The following is a 13,714-nucleotide window of genomic DNA, read 5'->3' as shown; positions in this document are numbered from 1 at the left end:
CATAGTTGCCTGGCTTATGAAGCTTGCGTATGAATTACACGAAAATCCGGATATCCATGAAAACTCTAAAGAGTAAACTGGACGAGGCTGCGGAGGCGCCTAGTGCTCAAGCCGGCCGCTGCCCAAATGCCGAGGGGCACGCATTACTTGATGACGTCAAGCTCTCCGCCTTCGTTGCCCAAGTTTTTGCAAATGATCTGTTGCTAGTACATCTCAATCAACAAAAAACTGACGTTGAAGCGTTCCGCGCGGCGCTCAGTGCGAGGCGGAAGTTGCGTGCGAGCGAGTGAACATGTCCCGCAGATGTCTTTGGGCCAAAACTTTTTCTAACATCCGACTTCTGATCTCTAGTGCTGGCACATTATTCTCTAACGACGGCACCAAACTCTTATTGACCAATCTTGTAGCGGCTGGCATCTTGTACCTGCACGGGGGCGATACGCATTAGGATTCGTTGAACCGGCAGGTGATGGCGTTCTGGGGTCGTGGAGTGCCGCTGGATGATCAAGCATATGCCTTTTTTTTACTTTGGGCTTCTCAGGAATATGGACGCACTTGAACTTGAGCGCAAAGGTCGGTTAGAGACCATCAAAAAGATGCGTACGATGACGCGATGGGTTACGCGCGAGCAACTAATTGCTTTGGTTGGTCGATCGTCAAATCTCGCAGATCTGGTTATCGAGGAATGGGTCGCAGATCGGCGCATATTTGCTGTTGATAGCGACGGCCATCAGTTGTATGGTGCCTTCCAATTTGACGGAGAGTGGCGTCCGATCCCTGTGATTGCAGAGATTCTTGCTTTGCTTCGACGTGAGGATTGTTGGGCCATTGCCTCTTGGTTTCTTTTCCCTAATGGCTGGATCGGCGACCCAGATGGGCCTGGAAGCTTAGCTCCAGCAAATGCCCTGAAATTGCGGGAAAAGGTGCTTAACGCGGCAGAAAAAGAGCGAGGCACATATTTTTGTTAGCTCTGGAACTGATGAAGCCGTCGAAAGCAACTCGCTTGTAGTGGCTCAGATTTGATCTGACACGTAGCGCAAGACCTCCTAAAGGTCAGCTTTAGTGCGCCTGTCATCTCCATTGAATAGGTAAGGGGTGCGCGTTCCACCTCGCGCTTCATGAGCTGATTGATGAGGTCTCATTAAGAACTTCGCCAGAAACGTACGTGACCAATCCAGTTTCTTTGTTCTAGCTCAATCTTCATGTAATTGAATCTGTCGTCGCACTAAGGCGGAGCCTTGTGTTGCAAGAAGCCACCCGCAAGCAGTAAGCGGTATGTATCAGGCAGAACTCTATAATTTTCGAAGAACTGCTGTAAGAGCAAGTCTGGCCTACTAGAACTCACTGAAGCAACTTGTAGTTCCACCCGTTTTCTCTGGCGTACATCGCCCCAATCCGGAGCGAGTGTGCGTCGTGCAAAGCGTGGTGCGCCGGCCGGTCTCCCGTATGGTACCTCGCCATTCGCGCTTCAAGTTCTGGCTGAGCGTCCACGCCCATTGCCCATGCAGTAAAGAGAATGGGCTCTAGGTCTAAATTTTGCGGCCAATCGGGCAGTAGCCAGAGCAGCAAACGAAAATCACTGTCGGGACAATCATTAACGATCACAGCTTGTTCCTGAATTCTCGATATCCAGGTTCTCAACCGGCTGCGAATTTCCGCTACGCTCTGGACATACTTCCCACCCCATAGATGCGGGAGTACGTTGAAATGCACCCACTCATTGCACTGAACTGCATAATGACTTGGCGGCAGTTCCGCATAGAACTCGTGACCAGCTTCATCCACCAATCCAATCGAAATAAGGTCCGGCTTAACCTGGTCTAGTCCGGTAAATTCAGCATCCATAAAAATCATCACCATTTTTCCATCCTTGCTTCCAGCGCTGTCAGTGTATTTAAATACGAATAGATCTAAGTCAAACGAGGGGGCTTCTGGAAAACGGGCGAGACCTCCTTTGCGCTTAGAGCTGGTGAGCACGTAGGCGCACGAACGTTTCAAGCGCGAGTCGCATTAATTCCGCGTCGGACATGCCGTGTTCAGTGACTCGGATAAAATCAATCTAACTTACGCCCCCCCCCGCGAACAAAGGTCCGCGCGGCCATATCTTTCGATGATCACTTGTAGGGCCGTCATATTGACAATCATTCCATCCAATTGTGAATGTCCCAGCTATCGATTCGCAAATGAACACTTGCCGGCCACGTTCATCGACGCCGCTAGAAACTGCACTGATAGGGCGCAACTGATCCTCCATGCCGTCTTCAAAAGCTGTTTCTTGCGTCAGCCGAACTTCCACCGGATTTGTTTCTTTTATGAATTGCAGAGCATCGTGTAAACTTTGAAGGCGAAATCTCCGCAGCACTTGATCTTTAGAGAATTTCTCCGGCAAGACCACATCTAATCTGTAAATTGGCATATTCAATGCTATTTCAAACATTCGATATTGACGTAGATTAGCGTTTCCTGCCAATGCACGAAGCATTTCAATTCCTTCCTGAATTTGCCAAGATTCCTCCGTCTGAAACATTTTTTACTCCGTATAAATAGGGCATATGGTGCCAATCCCGGTGACGAAAACCAAAAAATTCTTGAGTAGATTTTTTTAGATCACCTGCCATTACATACTTTCAACGAACAAATGAAGTTTGTATGGGTACTGTCAATTGAATTTACTTAAAAATGCGATGTGGCACACAAAGCCCTGTCGCCCAAGAAATAACGGACATGTCCGTTGGATTTGCCCCAAGTATACCCGGATCATCCGTATGTGACCAACATTTCTCCAAAGCGCAAACAGCCGCCACTTCTTGCTATCGGCGATGCTATCCGTCTATTGCGGAAGGAGCGCGGATTTACTCAAGAGGGCTTAGCAGCTGCCGCAGGGCTGAATCTGAGCTACCTATCTGCTGTGGAACGCGCTGATAACAATCCTACATTCCTGACGCTCGTGGCGATCGCTAACTCGCTGGGCGTCACGCTTGAAGAGTTAGCGGCGCGCGCGCGCGTGTAATAACTTGCTCTTTCCCCAACGTAATTTTGCGATGCCACTTGGCCCTCATAGCAGCAATGGCGCAACACTTACATTAGCCGAGGCTTAAACAGTAGCTGTGGCTTGAGCGGGTTTCCATTTTTTAACAACTACTCGGGGAAGTCGCTACAGACTAGGGCGATTAGGTTTACAATTGCCCCCGGAAATTGATATTGTGATGCAGGTTTACATTATGGGCGGGATTTGATGCAGTTGGCATTACAAAGAGAGTCACTGCATAGGACTTTCGCCTTTGAGGACGGGCTCCTGTGCGATCTGTGGTCTCATTGCCGTTGGGCGATGTCTTGGTTTACATCGAATTGGAAACACAGATACGGCGCGGGCAAGTCCACGCATATCGGCTTTGTCACCGACTACCTGCGGCAGCGGGGCGTGAGCCTCGTCTCGTCGCGCGAACCGGGCGGTACCAGCCTGGGCGAAAAGCTGCGCGAATTGCTGCTGCATGAAAAAATGCATCTGGAAACGGAAGCCTTGCTGATGTTCGCCAGCCGCCGCGAACACATCGCCCAAGTCATCGCGCCCGCTTTGGCGCGGGGCGAGTGGGTCATTTCCGACCGCTTTAGCGATGCCAGCTTCGCCTACCAGGGCGGCGGCCGCGGCATGGACCTGAGCAAGATGGAAGCGCTGGAGGCATGGGTGCACCCGCACTTGCAGCCGGACCTGACCTTCCTGTTCGACGTGCCGCTGGAAGTTGCCCGCGCCCGCCTGGACGCCACGCGCGCGCTCGACAAGTTCGAGCAGGAGCGGTCGGATTTCTTTGCCGCCACGCGCAACGAGTATCTGCGCCGCGCGGCCCAGTTCCCGGAACGCTTCCGCATCATTGATTCCACGCAAAGCATTGCCGATATCCAGGTACAGCTCGCGCAGCTGCTTGATATTTTGCTCGAACAAAGCGTCGCAACACGCTGATTTACAAAGAATAAAATGACCAGTTCTCTCTATCCATGGCAACAGGACGCCTGGCAGCAATTGCAAGCCTTGCGCCCGCGCATGCCGCACGCCATTTTGTTCCATGGCGCGCAGGGCATCGGCAAGGCCGACTTCATCGAGCATTTTGCGCAAGCGCTGCTGTGCGAAGACGTGCGCGCCGACGGCCATGCCTGCGGCGCTTGCGCCTCGTGCGGCTGGTTTAGCCAGGGCAACCATCCCGATTACCGCCGGGTCCGTCCGGAAGCGCTGGAAGACGAGGTGGCCGACGAGGGCGAAGAGGGCGAAGGTGCCAAGAAAAGCGCCAAGACCAAGACGCCGTCGAAAGACATCAAGATCGAGCAGATCCGCAACCTGGCCGACTTCATGAACATTTCCACGCACCGCCAGGGCTTGCGCGTGGTGGTGCTGTATCCGGCCGAGGCGCTCAATACGCCCGCGTCGAACGCCTTGCTGAAAACCCTGGAAGAGCCGCCGCCGGGCACCTTGTTCCTGCTGGCCTCGAACAGCCTGGACCGCTTGCTGCCAACCATCTTGTCGCGCTGCCGCAAATTTGCCTTGCCGATGCCCAGCCACGAGCAGGCCTTGACGTGGCTCAAGCAGCAAGGCTTGAACGATGCGGACAGCTGGCTGCGCGAGCAGGGCGGCGCGCCGCTGGCCGCGCTGGCCCAGTCCGAATCGGGCGGCCGCGAGGAAACGGAACAATTGCTGCAGGTGCTGGCCAATCCCGGCGTGGAAGCGGCCCTGAAGGCGGCGGACAAATTGCAGAAGGCGCCGCTGGCGCCGCTCGTGGCATCGCTGCAGCGCTGGCTGTACGACGTGTTTTCCGTCAAGCTGTCGGGCACCATCCGCTACTACCCGCGCCACCGGCGCGAACTGGAAGCCTTGGCAGGACGCATCAACGTGAGCCGTCTGATGGCCGCCATCAAGGCAGCGAACGAGCGCCGGGCGATTGCCGAGCACCCCTTGTCGCCCAAGTTGTTCCTGGAAGATATGCTGCTCGATTACGCTTCAAGTTGCCAATAAAATCAAGCGCTTGCGTTATCAAGTTAATCCAGATTATGCGGTTCTTGAGCCGATTGGAATGACTTAACCGCAGGCGCGCGTGCAACTGCGGTATTGCACTTCACAGGCTTGCTGGCGTTCGGCGCGCCGGGCACGGAAGGCCTGGGCTTGCGTCGGTTGCAACTGCTGCGACTGGGCTCCCGTTTCCCTGCTCGCGGCAGCGTAGGGATTGCTGCTTGGCTTCATCGTCAGCATGGGGCTGGTATCGTCTTCCGTTGCTTGCTGCACTTGCGCACGGCATTCCTGGCGTGCCGACGCACACACGGGCGCGCACAAGCCGGCCTCGGGGATAACCTTGGGCGCGTCGCGTTTATCCTGCGCATGGGCAGGGCCTGTCAAGACCAGGCAGACCAGCAGTGTCAAAGGACCAACAACTTTCAGCATGAACGCTCTCCGTGTATCCGCACGCAACCCCATGGTTGCGTACCGGCAAGCCACTATACATCTTGATAACGTTCTTGCCTACCGAACGGGTCCGTTTGCTATGCCCGGTCCCTGGTGTTACAGTCAGTCAATCGACAGCAAGGACGCGTGCATGAAACGAGTCACTGGCATTGGCGGCATCTTTTTCCAGGCGCAAGACCCGGCCGCGCTACGCGCCTGGTACCAGCGCCACCTGGGCCTGGACGTGCAGCCCTGGGGCGGCGCCGCCTTCAGTTGGACGGATGCGGACGGCCAGCCCTCGGCAGGCAGCACCATCTGGTCGGTGGCAGCCAGGGATAGCGAGCAATTCCTGCCCGGCAAGGCGCCGTTCATGATCAATTACCGGGTCGATGATCTCGACGCGCTGCTGCAAGCCTTGCGCGACGAAGGCTGCGAGGTACTCGATAAGGCGCCCGATTCGGAATACGGCCAGTTCGGCTGGGTCATCGATCCCGAGGGCAACAAGGTGGAGCTGTGGCAGCCGCCACAGGGTCAGTAGGCAAGCCAGGCGTCATTCAGCGATAATATCGGCTCAGATAACGATCCCTATTTACTATGCGCGACATTATTGCTGGATTCCTACGCTTCCAAAAAGAGGTTTTTCCTGAGCGCCGCGAGTTGTTCAAGACCCTGGCCACGGGACAAACCCCGAAGGCCCTGTTCATTTCCTGCTCGGACAGCCGCATGGTGCCGGAACTGGTGACGCAGCGCGAACCGGGCGAACTCTTCGTGATCCGCAACGCGGGCAACATCGTGCCGTCATACGGACCGGAGCCGGGCGGCGTCAGCGCCACGGTCGAATTTGCCGTGTCCGCCTTGAACGTGAGCGACATCGTCATTTGCGGCCATTCCGATTGCGGCGCGATGAAGGCGATCGCCACCTGCGCCTGCCTCGACCACATGCCGGCCGTGCGCAGCTGGCTGCACCATGCCGACGCGGCGCGCATGATCAACGAATCGGTCGACCATCCGACGGAACAGTCGCGCATTGACGGCATGGTGCGCGCCAATGTGGTGGCGCAACTCAATAACCTGCGCACCCATCCTTCCGTGGCCCTGGCCATGGCGCAACACCGGCTGACCCTGCACGGCTGGGTGTACGACATCGAGAACGGCTCCCTCGATGCGCTCGACGAATCGACCGGCAACTTCGTGCCGCTCGCGGAACACCCCGCGTCGCAGCTGTGAACACCAGGGCACTGCGGTGCCCTTCCCCCCTGCCAGTTTTCCCGTGCTCCGGTACAATCCCGCCTTATGTATATCGATTCCCATTGCCATATCAATTTCCCCGAGCTGGCCGCTCGCATGCCCGAGATCCTCGCCAAGATGGCCGAGAACAAGGTGACGCACGCCCTGTGCGTGTCCGTCGACTTGCCGGACTTTCCACAGGTGCTGGCTCTGGCCGAGCAGTATCCGCATATCTTTGCGTCCGTCGGCGTGCACCCCGACTACGAAGACACGCCCGAGCCGTCCGTGGAAGACCTGGTCCGGCTGGCCGACCACCCGAAGATCATCGCCATCGGCGAGACGGGCCTCGATTATTTTCGCCTGACGGGCGACCTCGAGTGGCAGCGCGAGCGTTTTCGCACTCACATCAAAGCTTCAAGAATCACGCGCAAGCCCTTGATTATTCACACAAGAGCGGCCAGTGAAGACACCATACGCATCATGCGCGAAGAGGGTGCTGGCGTGTCGGACGGCGGCGTGGCCGGCGTCATGCATTGCTTTACGGAATCGCTGGAAGTGGCGCGCGCCGCCATAGCCATGGGTTTTTATATTTCGTTTTCCGGCATCGTCACGTTCAAGAGCGCCAAGGATTTGCAGGCCGTGGCGCTGGAAGTGCCGCTCGAGCGCATCCTCATCGAGACGGATTCGCCGTACCTGGCGCCCGTGCCGTTCCGCGGCCGCATGAACGAGCCCGGCTACGTGGCCCACGTGGCGGAATACCTGTCGACCTTGAAGGGTATCCCGCTGGCCCAGGTGGCGCAGCAGACGACGGATAATTTCTTTAAATTATTCAATCAGTTGCCATAATTTCTTAAGGTAAAACATGATGAAAAAACTCGCGCTGGCGATGCTGCTGTGCTGGGCCACCACCAGCCAGGCGGCGCCGGAACCGGATGCATTCTTCCGCGCCGTGTCCGTCAACAACGCCAGCGGCGTGCGCAGCATGCTGCTTGACGGCATGAACCCCAACCAGCCTGACGCGCAGCGCGGCGACATTCCCCTCGTGCTGGCCTTGCGCGACGATGCGGACCGGGTTTTCAAGGTGCTGCTCGACGCGCCCGGCATCGACATCGAAGCCCGTTCGGCGAACGGCAATACGGCGCTGATGATGGCCGCCTACAAACACAAGCAGGATGCCGTGGAAGCCTTGCTGGCCAAGGGCGCCAAGGTCAACCAGAGCGGCTGGACGGCGCTGCACTATGCGGCCTCGGCGGGCGACTTGCCCATCATGAAGATCTTGCTGGACCGCGAGGCGACGGTCGACGCGCGCGCGCCCGCCAGCATCACGCCGCTGATGTTTGCCGCCCGCGAAGGGCAGGAAGGCGCCGTCAAGCTGCTGCTGTCCTGGGGCGCGGACGCCAGCCTGAAGAGTGACCACGGCTGGACGGCCGCGCAGTTCGCCCAGGCCGGCGACAAGCCTGGCGTGGTCGCCATCATCGAAGCGGCGCAGAAGGCGCGCGCGGCCAGAAAGTAATTTTCTAGCAATATTTTCCATGCCAGCGCTGAAACTGGCATGGAATTGCCTCTCAGCTCAGCCCTTTGTTCTCCGTGCCGATTCACGATAATGATCGTGTCGCATTAATCAGGAGATTTTTCGCATGGGCAATCACATCAACGTCAGGCGCCGGCTGGTTTGTCGCCGCCCCTCGCGCAGCCCCTGCGATAACACTGCTTTCTGGAATGACAAAACCGATCGGCCATCGGAGCCAGACTCCAAGAGGACAGACATGCTGAATGAACGAGAAATCGAGAGTTGTTACCTGGGGCAATTTATCCCCGTCCATTACCACCACAATATGTTGATGGACCAGAACCGCATGCACGGGTTCAAGTCGGCGATCGATTACGCGGTAAAACCTGGCATGAAAGTGCTGGAGCTGGGCGGCGGCACGGGGGTGCTGTCGTGGTTTGCGGCCGCGCGCGCCGACAAGGTCTGGTGCGTGGAATTCAATCCGGACATGGTCAAGGAAGCGCGCAAGATGCTGGCGCTCAATCCCAACGGTGAAAAAGTCGAGGTCGTCCATGCGGACGCCTTTGAATACCTGCCGCCCGAGCCCGTCGACGTGGTCATCTGCGAAATGATCCACGTCGGCATGCTGCGCGAAAAACAGGTGGAAGTGATCGAATCGTTCAAGCGCCGCTACCTGGCCCGCTTTGGCGGCCCGCTGCCGATCTTCCTGCCCGAAGCCGTCATCATGGCCGTGCAGCCGATGCAGCAGGAATACGATTTCGAGGGCTTTTATGCGCCCATCGTGCAATTCCAGGAAACCACGGCCATCCACCCTGGCGTGCAGGAGCTGGCGCCGCCGTCCGTCTACAGCATCATCGATTTCAGCCAGCCGACGGACAGCGTGTTCGGCTTCGACGGCAAGTTCGTCGTCGAGCGCAGCGGCACCTTGAATGCCTTGCGCTTCGTCACCAAGAACATCCTGGCCGTCGTGCCCGAGCGCTCGACCACCATCGACTGGCTGAACCACTACATGTGCTTGCCGCTGGCCACGCCGGTGGCCGTGAAGGCGGGCGACGTGCTGCAAGTGAGCTTCCAGTACCGCGCCGGCGGCTCGATTCCTTCGCTGGAAGCGTCGATCCGCGCCCAGGTCATCTATGACGCGACTTTGCAAGCTGTTACGCAGAACGCCGTCTACGCGTAAGCGCCGTTAATGTATAGGCAACGCCGCAGCGATTTCATCCTGCGGCGTTTGTCCATTCAGGGTATATTTCGTCTTTTACCCACCGGACAGCTTTACTATCATGGAACAGATCGATCAGCGTTACCTCGTGCAACAGAACAAAATCAGCGACGGCGAGACCAGGCCGCCCGTGTTTGCCAAGGTAATGCGCAGCAAGGAAGGCGTGTTTGAAGGCGTGTCTTTCATCAAGTCCAAGGACAAGGCCACCGTCATGACCATCGAAGATGCCAACCAGGCCATCAAATGGGCCACCAGCAAGAAACCGAATGCGCACGAGTACGTCACGAAAGTAATTTGCGTCGGCCAATAAGCTGCCCGCCCGCCACCGTTCATTCCCGTTTTTGTACCGTTCATCTCCCCAGCACGCAGTTCATCGCATGGCCATTGCCGCCGTGGCGGCGCTTGCATAGAGTGGCGTCACGGTAGCGGGGCAAGCACGGCTTGTTCCGCACATTTCATTCTAGGGGGACGCAATGCTGGGATTCGTGCTGTGGCTGCTGCTCTTGCTCGTGTGCTGGCCCCTGGCCTTGCTGGCCCTCGTGCTGTATCCGCTGGCCTGGCTGCTGTTGCTGCCATTCCGCCTGATCGGCATCGGCGTGGAAGGCGTGTTCGAATTGCTGCGCGCCATCGTCATGCTGCCGGCCCGCGTGCTGGGCGGCGGGCGGCACTAAAGCGGATAGTCCCCATGAAAAATGGCGCCCCTCGGCGCCATTTTCATTTTTGCTGCTGCCTTGCTTACAGGTCGACCATGAAACCGGCGCCTATCGATTTCTGCGAATAGTTATAGTCGATCAGGCTCTGGCCATAGCCCGAGAACAGTTGCAAATAGCCTTTCAGGTTGGCCTTCAATGGGAAGGCCCAGCTGGCCTGCATGGAGCCATGCTTCTTGCTGAAATTGCGGCGCGCCGTCACGGCGTATTCGTGGCCCTTGTTGCGGTAGCTCAGGCGCAAGTCGCCATGCCCCATGTAATCGATGATGTCGATATTGTCATTGTCGACGGCGCTATTGTCGAGACGGTGCCAGACGCGGGCCGTGACGGCCAGGTTGTCTTTTTCCATGCCCAGCTCCGCATACACGCGGTTCCAGCTGCGCGACAGGGTCGACGTCTGACCGTTGGACTGGTGCACGAGGCCGAAGTTCAGGTAATTGAATTCCACGCCCGCGAAGTTCTTGTTGATCGGCATGACCAGCATCAGTTCCGGCTGATAGTTGGTCTCGCGGAAGGGGCTCGACGCCTTGCGGTTATACGCCTGCCAGAAACTTTGCTGCGTGTAGCCGAACCACATGTCGATGGGCGTGCCGGCGATATCTTCCAGCATCTTCATCTTGAAGCTCAGCTGGAACGTCAATTCCACGTGCTGGCTCTTGATGCCGGCCGGCGTGAAATCCTGGAACGGTTCATCGTTCGAGGCGTCGCTGTAATTGGCCAGCAGCAGATAGGTGTCGCGGTGCGGGCGGAAATTGAACAGGCCACGCTTCGAAGCTTCGTTGAGTTCCCACGATTGCTGCGTGCGCGAAATCGGTGCTTCCGGCGGCGCCGCGCCAGCCTGAGCGACGGCGGGAATAGCCGCGTTGACGGCTTCCGGCGTGGCCACGCCAGGCGGGCTGACCGGCGTGAAGGGCGCGACCTCGGCGGCGGCCGCCAAGGTGACGGCCGCAGTGACGGGATCGCCGCCGGCGGCGATGGTGGCTTTTTCCGCCGCCTTGGCCAGGGTATCGAAGCAGCCCAGGCGGGCGCTGGCGTCACCGAGCACGGCGCAACGCTGCATTTGCTGCTCCAGTTCGCCGGCCATGCCCAGCGCCGGTGATGCCAACAGGGAAGTGAGGATTATTTTTTTTAGTTGGGTCGTCATAGGATGTGAGGGAATATCGTTCGGTGCGTACCCCGGTTATTCGGGATGCGTCTTGATTTTGGTTAATGTTTGTTGAATTAATTGATAGGAAAGTATAGCTGAATCCGCCATATATCCTGCGCGCCTACCGTGCGCGCGAATGTCGGTGTTGTATGCCTGGTAAAAACCGGTCACTCTCTGCCGCCAAAATCGATGTCTGCTACACTGGAAAACCGGCGCAAATCCAGTCGTGCCGGGGCTAGCCATGGAGATTGTGATGACCCGCAAAACACCTATCGAGCGCTACCGCAACATCGGCATCAGCGCCCATATCGACGCCGGCAAGACCACCACCACCGAGCGCATCCTCTTCTACACCGGGGTGAATCACAAGATAGGCGAAGTGCACAATGGCGCCGCCACCATGGACTGGATGGAGCAGGAGCAGGAGCGGGGCATCACCATCACCTCGGCCGCTACCACGGCGTTCTGGAAAGGCATGGCCGGCAACTTCCCCGAACACCGGATCAACATCATCGATACGCCCGGCCACGTGGACTTCACGATCGAGGTCGAACGCTCGATGCGCGTGCTCGACGGCGCCGTGATGGTCTACGATGCCGTCGGCGGCGTGCAGCCGCAATCGGAAACCGTCTGGCGGCAAGCCAATAAATACCACGTGCCGCGCATCGCCTTCATCAACAAGATGGACCGGGTGGGCGCCGATTTCCTGCGCGTGCGCCAGCAGATCGCCGACCGCCTGAAGGGCGTGGCCGTGCCCATCCAGCTGCCCATCGGCGCCGAAGAGCATTTCACTGGCGTCATCGACCTGCTGAAAATGCGGGCCATCACCTGGGACGACGCCAGCCAGGGCGTGCAGTTCAGCTACGGCGAGATTCCCGCCGAGTTGCAGGCGCAGGCGCAGGAATGGCACGAGCACATGGTCGAGCACGCTGCCGAAGCCAGCACGGAGATGACGGAACGCTACCTGAACGGCGACACGTTCACTGAAGCCGAGCTCAAGCAGGCCTTGCGCGCGCGCACCATCCGCAACGAGATCGTGCCCATGCTGTGCGGCAGCGCTTTCAAAAACAAGGGCGTGCAGGCCATGCTGGACGCCGTCATCGAATACCTGCCGTCGCCGACGGAAGTGCCGCCCATCATGGGGCACGACGAGCACGACAACGAGGTGGAGCGCCATCCGGCCGACGACGAGCACTTTTCCGCGCTGGCCTTCAAGATCATGACGGACCCGTTCGTGGGGCAACTGACGTTCTTCCGCGTGTATTCGGGCGTGGTCAATTCGGGCGACATGGTCTACAACCCCACCAAGAGCGCGCGCGAGCGGCTGGGGCGCATCCTGCAGATGCATGCGAACGAGCGCAAGGAAATCAAGGAAGTGTATGCGGGCGACATCGCCGCCGCCGTGGGCCTGAAAGCCGTCACCACGGGCGACACCCTGTGCGCGCTCGACCACATCATCGTGCTGGAAAAGATGATCTTCCCGGAACCCGTGATTTCGCAGGCGGTCGAACCGAAGACCAAGCCTGACCAGGAAAAGATGGGCATCGCCCTGAACCGCCTGGCGCAGGAAGACCCGTCGTTCAGGGTCCATACGGACGAGGAATCGGGCCAGACCATCATGTCGGGCATGGGCGAACTGCACCTGGAAATCCTGGTCGACCGCATGCGCCGTGAATTCGGCGTGGAAGCGAATGTGGGCAAGCCGCAGGTGGCTTACCGCGAAACCATCACGCGCGCGGTGGAAGACGTGGAGGGCAAGTTCGTCAAGCAGTCGGGCGGACGGGGCCAGTACGGCCACGTGGTGCTGAAACTCGAACCGCTGGAGCCGGGCACGGGCTACCAGTTCGTCGACGCCATCAAGGGCGGCGTCGTGCCGCGCGAATTCATTCCCGCCGTCGACAAGGGCATCGTTGAAACCTTGAAGTCGGGCGTGCTGGCCGGCTATCCCGTGGTGGATGTGAAGGCGACGTTGACCTTCGGCTCCTACCACGACGTCGATTCCAACGAAAACGCGTTCCGCATGGCCGGCTCCATCGCCTTCAAGGATGGCATGCGCAAGGCCCATCCCGTGCTGCTCGAACCGATGATGCAGGTGGAGGCGGAAACGCCCGAGGAATTCATGGGCAACGTCATGGGAGATTTGACGGCCCGCCGCGGCATGGTGCAGGGCGTCGACGACATCCCCGGCGGCGCGGGCCGCATCGTCAAGGCCCTCGTGCCGCTGGCGGAAATGTTCGGCTATTCCACCACCCTGCGTTCGCTGACCCAAGGCCGCGCCACGTACACGATGGAATTCAAGCACTATGCGGCCGTGCCCAAGCATATCCTGGACCAGGTGGCATCTGCCGGCAAGGCCAAGTAGGTCGGATTAGCGGGGCAACGCCCCGCGTAATCCGACAACATTGTTGGCGAAGGCCGTTGGTGGTGTCGGGTTAAGTAAGGCTGAGGTCAGACCCGGCGGGTCTGACCCCGGATG

The 13,714-nt window shown here is 58.5% G+C and carries 17 protein-coding genes; 13 read left to right on the top strand and 4 right to left on the bottom strand.

Going from position 1 to position 13,714, the window contains the following annotated elements:
• Positions 1-56 precede the first annotated feature (56 nt).
• Both BLU39_RS00945 and BLU39_RS00940 read left to right on the top strand, forming a co-directional pair.
• The gene (locus BLU39_RS00945) at positions 57-290 is read left to right on the top strand and encodes a hypothetical protein (protein WP_139178098.1); all 234 of its coding nucleotides are present in this window, start codon (positions 57-59) and stop codon (positions 288-290) included.
• 210 nt (positions 291-500) lie between these two features.
• The gene (locus BLU39_RS00940) at positions 501-968 is read left to right on the top strand and encodes a hypothetical protein (RefSeq protein WP_092708400.1); all 468 of its coding nucleotides are present in this window, start codon (positions 501-503) and stop codon (positions 966-968) included.
• 373 nt (positions 969-1,341) lie between these two features.
• Here BLU39_RS00940 and BLU39_RS00935 read toward each other — a convergent pair whose 3' ends face one another.
• Positions 1,342-1,998, bottom strand: coding sequence for a 3'-5' exoribonuclease (locus BLU39_RS00935; protein ID WP_139178096.1), 657 nt, complete (start codon positions 1,996-1,998; stop codon positions 1,342-1,344).
• 61 nt (positions 1,999-2,059) lie between these two features.
• A complete protein-coding gene (locus tag BLU39_RS28040; RefSeq protein ID WP_139178094.1) occupies positions 2,060-2,527 on the bottom strand; it encodes a hypothetical protein in 468 nt (155 codons plus the stop codon).
• A gap of 240 nt (positions 2,528-2,767) precedes the next feature.
• Here BLU39_RS28040 and BLU39_RS00930 point away from each other — a divergent pair, with 240 nt between their 5' ends.
• The 3 genes from BLU39_RS00930 to BLU39_RS00920 all read left to right on the top strand — a co-directional run bounded on the left by BLU39_RS00930 (position 2,768) and on the right by BLU39_RS00920 (position 5,002).
• Positions 2,768-3,010, top strand: coding sequence for a helix-turn-helix domain-containing protein (locus BLU39_RS00930; RefSeq protein WP_092709804.1), 243 nt, complete (start codon positions 2,768-2,770; stop codon positions 3,008-3,010).
• Positions 3,011-3,328: 318 nt separating this feature from the next.
• Positions 3,329-3,958: a dTMP kinase gene (gene tmk / locus BLU39_RS00925; protein ID WP_092708394.1), complete on the top strand. Its 630-nt coding sequence runs from the start codon at positions 3,329-3,331 to the stop codon at positions 3,956-3,958.
• Between the two features lie 15 nt (positions 3,959-3,973).
• The gene (locus tag BLU39_RS00920; RefSeq protein ID WP_092708391.1) at positions 3,974-5,002 is read left to right on the top strand and encodes a DNA polymerase III subunit delta'; all 1,029 of its coding nucleotides are present in this window, start codon (positions 3,974-3,976) and stop codon (positions 5,000-5,002) included.
• A 63-nt stretch (positions 5,003-5,065) separates the two neighbouring features.
• Here the strand turns inward: BLU39_RS00920 and BLU39_RS00915 are convergent, their stop codons facing one another.
• Complete coding sequence (locus BLU39_RS00915) at positions 5,066-5,425, bottom strand: hypothetical protein (protein ID WP_139178092.1); 360 nt, start codon at positions 5,423-5,425, stop codon at positions 5,066-5,068.
• A gap of 151 nt (positions 5,426-5,576) precedes the next feature.
• Between BLU39_RS00915 and BLU39_RS00910 the strand changes: the two genes are divergently transcribed.
• The 7 genes from BLU39_RS00910 (at position 5,577) to BLU39_RS00880 (ending at position 10,052) form a co-directional block, all read left to right on the top strand.
• Positions 5,577-5,963 (top strand): VOC family protein, encoded by a 387-nt coding sequence (locus tag BLU39_RS00910; protein ID WP_092708385.1) that lies wholly within the window; start codon positions 5,577-5,579, stop codon positions 5,961-5,963.
• A 56-nt stretch (positions 5,964-6,019) separates the two neighbouring features.
• Positions 6,020-6,652, top strand: a complete 633-nt coding sequence (locus tag BLU39_RS00905; RefSeq protein WP_092708382.1) for a carbonic anhydrase — start codon at positions 6,020-6,022, stop codon at positions 6,650-6,652.
• A gap of 66 nt (positions 6,653-6,718) precedes the next feature.
• Positions 6,719-7,498 carry a TatD family hydrolase gene (locus BLU39_RS00900; RefSeq protein WP_092708379.1) on the top strand — a complete coding sequence of 260 codons (780 nt, stop codon included), beginning with the start codon at positions 6,719-6,721 and terminating at the stop codon, positions 7,496-7,498.
• A 16-nt stretch (positions 7,499-7,514) separates the two neighbouring features.
• Positions 7,515-8,165 carry an ankyrin repeat domain-containing protein gene (locus tag BLU39_RS00895; RefSeq protein ID WP_092708376.1) on the top strand — a complete coding sequence of 217 codons (651 nt, stop codon included), beginning with the start codon at positions 7,515-7,517 and terminating at the stop codon, positions 8,163-8,165.
• 253 nt (positions 8,166-8,418) lie between these two features.
• Positions 8,419-9,342, top strand: a complete 924-nt coding sequence (locus BLU39_RS00890; RefSeq protein WP_092708373.1) for a class I SAM-dependent methyltransferase — start codon at positions 8,419-8,421, stop codon at positions 9,340-9,342.
• A gap of 100 nt (positions 9,343-9,442) precedes the next feature.
• Positions 9,443-9,691, top strand: a complete 249-nt coding sequence (locus BLU39_RS00885) for a hypothetical protein (RefSeq protein ID WP_092708370.1) — start codon at positions 9,443-9,445, stop codon at positions 9,689-9,691.
• A 163-nt stretch (positions 9,692-9,854) separates the two neighbouring features.
• Positions 9,855-10,052, top strand: coding sequence for a hypothetical protein (locus BLU39_RS00880; RefSeq protein ID WP_070218341.1), 198 nt, complete (start codon positions 9,855-9,857; stop codon positions 10,050-10,052).
• A 64-nt stretch (positions 10,053-10,116) separates the two neighbouring features.
• Here the strand turns inward: BLU39_RS00880 and BLU39_RS00875 are convergent, their stop codons facing one another.
• Entirely contained in the window at positions 10,117-11,235 is a 1,119-nt protein-coding gene (locus BLU39_RS00875; protein WP_314606470.1) for a phospholipase A, read from the bottom strand.
• A gap of 256 nt (positions 11,236-11,491) precedes the next feature.
• Between BLU39_RS00875 and fusA the strand changes: the two genes are divergently transcribed.
• The gene (gene fusA / locus BLU39_RS00870) at positions 11,492-13,600 is read left to right on the top strand and encodes an elongation factor G (protein WP_092709800.1); all 2,109 of its coding nucleotides are present in this window, start codon (positions 11,492-11,494) and stop codon (positions 13,598-13,600) included.
• The last annotated feature ends 114 nt before the right edge of the window (positions 13,601-13,714 follow it).

It is taken from the genome of Janthinobacterium sp. OK676, from assembly GCF_900103595.1.
Lineage (GTDB): Bacteria > Pseudomonadota > Gammaproteobacteria > Burkholderiales > Burkholderiaceae_D > Janthinobacterium.
The sequence above is the reverse complement of the archived record's forward strand: the minus strand, read 5'-3'. Positions and strand labels throughout refer to the sequence as shown.

What these genes read in the sequence shown, in the direction of transcription:
- BLU39_RS00945 (WP_139178098.1), top strand. Translation starts at nt 57, where the DNA reads ATGAAAACTCTAAAGAGTAAACTGGACGAGGCTGCGGAGGCGCCTAGT.
- BLU39_RS00940 (WP_092708400.1), top strand. Translation starts at nt 501, where the DNA reads ATGATCAAGCATATGCCTTTTTTTTACTTTGGGCTTCTCAGGAATATG.
- BLU39_RS28040 (WP_139178094.1), bottom strand. Translation starts at nt 2,527, where the DNA reads ATGTTTCAGACGGAGGAATCTTGGCAAATTCAGGAAGGAATTGAAATG.
- tmk (WP_092708394.1), top strand. Translation starts at nt 3,329, where the DNA reads ATGTCTTGGTTTACATCGAATTGGAAACACAGATACGGCGCGGGCAAG.
- BLU39_RS00920 (WP_092708391.1), top strand. Translation starts at nt 3,974, where the DNA reads ATGACCAGTTCTCTCTATCCATGGCAACAGGACGCCTGGCAGCAATTG.
- BLU39_RS00915 (WP_139178092.1), bottom strand. Translation starts at nt 5,425, where the DNA reads ATGCTGAAAGTTGTTGGTCCTTTGACACTGCTGGTCTGCCTGGTCTTG.
- BLU39_RS00910 (WP_092708385.1), top strand. Translation starts at nt 5,577, where the DNA reads ATGAAACGAGTCACTGGCATTGGCGGCATCTTTTTCCAGGCGCAAGAC.
- BLU39_RS00905 (WP_092708382.1), top strand. Translation starts at nt 6,020, where the DNA reads ATGCGCGACATTATTGCTGGATTCCTACGCTTCCAAAAAGAGGTTTTT.
- BLU39_RS00900 (WP_092708379.1), top strand. Translation starts at nt 6,719, where the DNA reads ATGTATATCGATTCCCATTGCCATATCAATTTCCCCGAGCTGGCCGCT.
- BLU39_RS00895 (WP_092708376.1), top strand. Translation starts at nt 7,515, where the DNA reads ATGATGAAAAAACTCGCGCTGGCGATGCTGCTGTGCTGGGCCACCACC.
- BLU39_RS00890 (WP_092708373.1), top strand. Translation starts at nt 8,419, where the DNA reads ATGCTGAATGAACGAGAAATCGAGAGTTGTTACCTGGGGCAATTTATC.
- BLU39_RS00885 (WP_092708370.1), top strand. Translation starts at nt 9,443, where the DNA reads ATGGAACAGATCGATCAGCGTTACCTCGTGCAACAGAACAAAATCAGC.
- BLU39_RS00880 (WP_070218341.1), top strand. Translation starts at nt 9,855, where the DNA reads ATGCTGGGATTCGTGCTGTGGCTGCTGCTCTTGCTCGTGTGCTGGCCC.
- BLU39_RS00875 (WP_314606470.1), bottom strand. Translation starts at nt 11,235, where the DNA reads ATGACGACCCAACTAAAAAAAATAATCCTCACTTCCCTGTTGGCATCA.
- fusA (WP_092709800.1), top strand. Translation starts at nt 11,492, where the DNA reads ATGACCCGCAAAACACCTATCGAGCGCTACCGCAACATCGGCATCAGC.